Source organism: Paenibacillus sp. AR247, assembly GCF_002968895.1.
Lineage (GTDB): Bacteria > Bacillota > Bacilli > Paenibacillales > Paenibacillaceae > Paenibacillus_AQ > Paenibacillus_AQ favisporus.
This window is the reverse complement of record NZ_PCZT01000024.1, coordinates 222,093-227,234: the sequence shown is the minus strand read 5'-3', so window position 1 is coordinate 227,234 and position 5,142 is coordinate 222,093. Positions and strand designations below refer to the sequence as shown.

4 protein-coding genes and 1 pseudogene are annotated in these 5,142 nt (G+C 53.3%); all 5 read left to right on the top strand.

What is annotated here, in order from left to right; genetic code table 11:
- On the top strand, window positions 1-370 hold a 370-nt coding region (locus CPT76_RS31940), incomplete at its 5' end, for a YIP1 family protein (protein ID WP_181153182.1).
- Window positions 371-380: 10 nt separating this feature from the next.
- Window positions 381-2,556: pseudogene (locus CPT76_RS40915) on the top strand (DUF5696 domain-containing protein).
- Window positions 2,553-3,422, top strand: a complete 870-nt coding sequence (locus CPT76_RS31925; protein ID WP_105445746.1) for a carbohydrate ABC transporter permease — start codon at window positions 2,553-2,555, stop codon at window positions 3,420-3,422. The pseudogene CPT76_RS40915 and the gene CPT76_RS31925 overlap by 4 nt, the downstream one beginning before the upstream one ends.
- Window positions 3,423-3,449: 27 nt before the next feature.
- The gene (locus tag CPT76_RS31920; protein ID WP_105445745.1) at window positions 3,450-4,436 is read left to right on the top strand and encodes a carbohydrate ABC transporter permease; all 987 of its coding nucleotides are present in this window, start codon (window positions 3,450-3,452) and stop codon (window positions 4,434-4,436) included.
- A gap of 53 nt (window positions 4,437-4,489) precedes the next feature.
- Window positions 4,490-5,142 (top strand): glycoside hydrolase family 76 protein (locus CPT76_RS31915; RefSeq protein WP_308737705.1); only part of this gene is annotated, 653 nt, incomplete at its 3' end.

Below are 5,142 nucleotides of genomic sequence, written 5' to 3'. Positions count from 1 at the left end.
AATTACGGCGATTATGGACGGCGAGGCCTACTTCAGCCAGGTGCTGACCGCGATGTCCTATGCCCTGATTCCCTATATCGTATTTACCATCCCGCTGGCTGCCGTTTCCTTGGTGATGTCAAGGGGCGAACTGGGGCTGTACAACAGCATCAATTCGATCATATGGCTGTGGGTGGCCCTGCTCATCTTCATTCAACTGAAAGTGCTGAATGACTATACCTTTAAGAAGGCGGTCGGCGTCCTCCTTTTATCCATCTTTGCTTTTATTATTTTCTGGGGAACGGTAGGGCTTGTCTTCGCTCTGACGAACCACGTTCTTCAATTTGTGCGTGAAGTGGCCGTAGAAGTCAGATACTTACTGGAAAATTGAGGGGGGTACCATGAAAACGAGACTCGCCAAACGATGGATCTACTATTTAACCGTCAGCGTCATCATTGCTGCGCTCGTGCTCCTGGCGTTACCCTCCGTGCAAAAAGCTATTGAACGGGCCAAGGAGGAAATGCGGCCGAATAAGAACCAGGTCGTTGAGAGTGAGCAGATGCCGGCTCCAGAGGAGAACGGACAGCCGCAGAAGCCAGCCCATTATGAGAAGATCGCCGAAAACGACCGGCTTGAGCTGCAGTTCCGCTCATCCGATTCCGCCATCGCGGTGATCGACAAGAGCAACGGGTACCGGTGGGAATCGGCAGTTCCCCTCCAGGATGTCGAAACGGACGGGAATGAGCTGTGGACCGCCAGCAGTCAGTCCATTTTTCATCTGACCTATACGGATCCCCATCTGCCTGCGCTGGAAACGCAGGAGACGAACTTTGCCCTCGAGCAGCCGAAGATGACGACGACCTCACTGGAAAACGGGATATCGGTTCGTTACGAGCTGCCAAGGCTGAAAATCAGCTTCGATATGAGCTTCCAATTGAAGGGGAACGCCCTTGAAGTCACCGTACCCGGCCAATCGATCCAGGAAGGGGAAGACAACTGGCTCATGTCGGTTGCTCCGCTTCCCTTCTTCGGAGCGGCATCGGATCACGATCAAGGCTATGCGGTCTATCCCGACGGGCCGGGTGCGCTGTCTTATTTTAAGACGAACCACCCGAATTATTTGAATCCTTACCGTGCGGGCGTTTACGGCGCGGATACGATTACCTTCAATTTTTTCGGACGGGAACAGAACGCGATGCTGCCGATCTTCGGCTTGAAAGTGGGCGATAACTCCTTTATGGGGATCATCACCCAGGGAGAATACGACGCGAATATCCTCTATTCACCGAGCGGCTATCTCATTAATTTGAACCGCGTATCCTCTGAGCTTGTTTACAGGCGCGAGTATGAAGCGGTTAAGAAAGACGGCAATTTGACGAAGAAGCCCGAAAAGGATCTGATCCGCGAGGATCATACCATCCGCTACGTGTTCTTTAGCGGCAAAGAGGCCGATTACAGCCATATGGCGACCGCCTACAGGGAGTATTTGCTCGACGAGCAAGGCGTGGTTCCGAAGGTGAAGAAAGGGGAGGCGGTTCCTTTCGGGCTTGACCTGCTTATGGGCATTAAGAAGGACCAGATTCTGATCGATCATTTTATTCAAAATACGACCTTCTCAGAGGCGCAGGACATGATGGAAGACCTCAGCCAACGCGGCGTGCAGTCGATCTCGGCGAACCTGCTCGGATGGACGGGTGAAGGCTACATGAGTTATCCGTCGGGATATAAGCCTTCCCGTAAGCTGGGCGGCACTAGCGGGCTGGCGAAGCTAAGCGAGTACGCGAAGTCGAAGAACTACCAGCTTTTTCTGCAGGACAACTATGTCGAGGCATGGAAGGGCAACGACGGGTTCTCGTCGCGTAAGGATGTCGTTGTCGGAGCCAACCATTTTGTCGTGACCGACCGTTACAGCGAGCTCTTCTACTTGAATGCAGGCAAGCAGAATGCGCATTTCCAGAAGAAAGTGCTGAATCCGCTGCGCAAGCTGGGCATTACCGGCATTAACTTCGACGGCATCGGCAGTCAGCTCTACTACGATTATAACGACGAGTACCCGCTGAAGCGCGGGGGATGGATACAGCCTGAAGCATTCCTCCCGCCTGTTCGGCATCCCGATGGAGGACAGCGGCTTCTTCTTTACCGACGAAACGATTCCGTTCTACCAAATGGCGCTGCATGGCATTATTCCTTATTCGGGCGATCCGCAAAATCTATTTTACGATCCACAGCTGCAGTACCTAAAGATGGTGGAATACGGCTATATGCCATACTACCAATTAACGATGAACCACTCTGAAGATTTAAAGGACACCATCTACAGCGATTTGTTCAGCTCGGCTTACAGCAACTGGGTGGATCAAGCGGTCCAATACTACAAAGAGATGAACGACAAGCTGAGGCCGGTTTGGTCGCAGACGATGAAGGAGCACCGCAAGCTGCAGGATGATGTTTATGAGGTCGTATATGAGGACGGGACTCGCGTCATTGTCAATTATACGCCGGGTGAGGTGACGGTCGATCATCATCTCGTTCCGGGCAAAAACTTCATCGTGGTGCCGAAGGGGGGATCAGCATGACAGGGAAAAAGTTGAGTCTGGAACGAAAAAAGATGCTGGCAGGCTATGTTTATATCGCTCCATGGGCGATCGGGTTCGCATTGTTCATGCTGTATCCCTTGATTTACTCCCTTTGGCTGGCCTTTCATGAAGTGGTCGGTGTCGGCAATTTCGACCTGGAGCCTGTCGGCTGGGGAAATTTCAACAAAGCGTTCGTGCTGGATACGCAGTTTATTCCGTTGTTCATTTCGGTGGTGCAGGATGCCGTCATCAATACGCCGCTGATTCTGGTCTTCTCTTTGTTTATCGCGATCCTGCTGAATCATAAAATCCGCGGGCGCGCCTTCTTCCGCGCGGCGTTCTTCCTGCCCGTCTTGATCGGCTCCGGCCTTGCAATGCAGCAGCTGCTCTATGCAGGGGTCGGCAAAGACACGCTGGTGAACGGCATCGGCGTTCCGGAAGAAGTATTTCTGTATATGGGCCCGACGTTCTCGCAGATCGTTTTTGATATGCTGAGCAGGCTTACCGTGATCTTCTGGAAAACGGGCGTGCAGATCCTGCTCTTTTTAGCCGGACTTCAGGGGATTTCTCCGTCGCTCTATGAGTCGGCAAGATGCGACGGTGCAACCGAATGGGAGATGTTCTGGAAAATCACGCTGCCGCTGATTTCGCCGATCATCCTGCTTAATCTGGTCTATACATGCGTGGATTCCTTTACGGATATCAACAACAGGATGATGGTCTATATCAAAGATACGGCCTTTACGAAGATCGAAATGGGCTACGCGTCCGGTATGGGCTGGATCTACTTCTTGTTTATCTTCCTGCTGCTCATTATCGTATTTGCTTCGACCAGACGCTTAGTCGTATACACAGGTGAAAAATGAGAATGAGGAGCAAGGAGGTGGTGCAGCGTGAAACCGATTCCGATGTCGAAGACCAGGCAGCGTGTGGCTGTGCAGCCCGAAAGTATCGCTAACCGGGCGAAAGCGTTAAGAAATAACAGCGTCATCAGCCGGATCAGCAGCAGAAGCCGCTGGTTCGCGCTCATTTACCGCATCTTCGTGTACGTCATTCTGATCGATTTGGCCTTTGTTTTTCTCTATCCGTTTATCTATATGATCACGACCTCGCTCAAGCATCCGGTGGATCTGATCGACTTCGCGATCAAATGGATTCCGACGAGTCTGGCGTGGGAAAACTTCTACTACGGCATGAAGGGGCTGCAGTTTTGGACACATTTCAATAACTCGGCCCTCATTTCCGTAGTGAGTGTGATCGGCCAGGTATTATCCTGCTCTTTCGTCGCCTATGGCTTTTCCCGAATTAGGTTTCCCGGACGGGAAGTCCTGTTCGTGCTGTGCATGTTCACGATGATCATTCCGCCGCAAACGATCATCGTCCCTTTGTATATGCAGTACAAGACGATCGGCTGGCTGGACAGCGTGATGCCGCTGATTGTGCCATCCTTCTTCGCCAATGGGCTAAGGGGGGCCTTATTCATCTTTATCTTCCGCCAGCTGTTCCGCGGGCTTCCGTGGGAGCTGGAGGATGCGGCCAGGGTGGATGGCTGCGGAAGCTTCCGCGTATACTGGAAAATTATTCTCCCGCTTACACCGCCTGCGATCGTCGTAACGACCCTGCTGTCCTTGGTATGGCACTGGAATGACTTCTTCGAACCGTCGATCTTCCTGACGTCGGAGGAGAAGTTCACCTTGCCGATGATGCTTCCGCGGCTCTATCAATCCCTGGATACATTGACAGGCAGCAGCTTTGAAGTGTTCAGCCTGCCTGTCGTCATGGCCGCTACATTCCTTGCGCTGATTCCGATGCTTGTCGTCTATCTCTTTCTGCAGCGGTATTTCATTCAAGGCGTGGAGCGTTCCGGGCTGGTTGAGTAAGTGGAATGAACAGCCCTCCATTCGGGTGCTGTTGAAAGGGGAGAGAGGTCGCCATGCTGTGGTCAGAACGCGCGGATGCAGCGCAGGAAGCGCTGCGCCAGCATTATTGGAATCCGGATATCGCGATGTTTAATATTGAAACGCCGTGCCCAAACGGCGAATGCAACACGATTTTTCATTACTGGTGGATGGCGCATGCCGCCGACGTGCTGGTGGACGGACTGCTGCGCACCGGCGAGGCGGTGTATGGGGAAATGCTCGCGGAGCTGCATGACGGCATCCGGCGCTGGAACGGCGGCGTGTACCCGAATGAGCTGTACGACGATATGGAATGGATGGCGCTCGCCTGGCTGCGCGCGTATGAGGCGACCGGCGAGGAGAAGTACAAGGAAACCGTCCACATCCTGTGGGAGGACATCCAGAGCGGATGGAACGACCATATGGGAGGCGGCATTGCGTGGCATAAATCCCAGCTGGCTTACAAAAACACCCCGGCCAATGCGCCCGCCGCCATTCTCGCGGCAAGGCTGTACCGGTGCTTTGGCAGCGCGGAGGATTTGGAGTGGGCCCGCAAGATATACGATTGGCAGCAGCGCTCCCTGGTCGATCCCGCTACCGGCTTCGTCTGGGACGGCATGAACCGGATCGGAGACGGAAGGATTGATAAGGACTGGAAGTTCACGTATTGCCAGGGCGTCTTTATCGG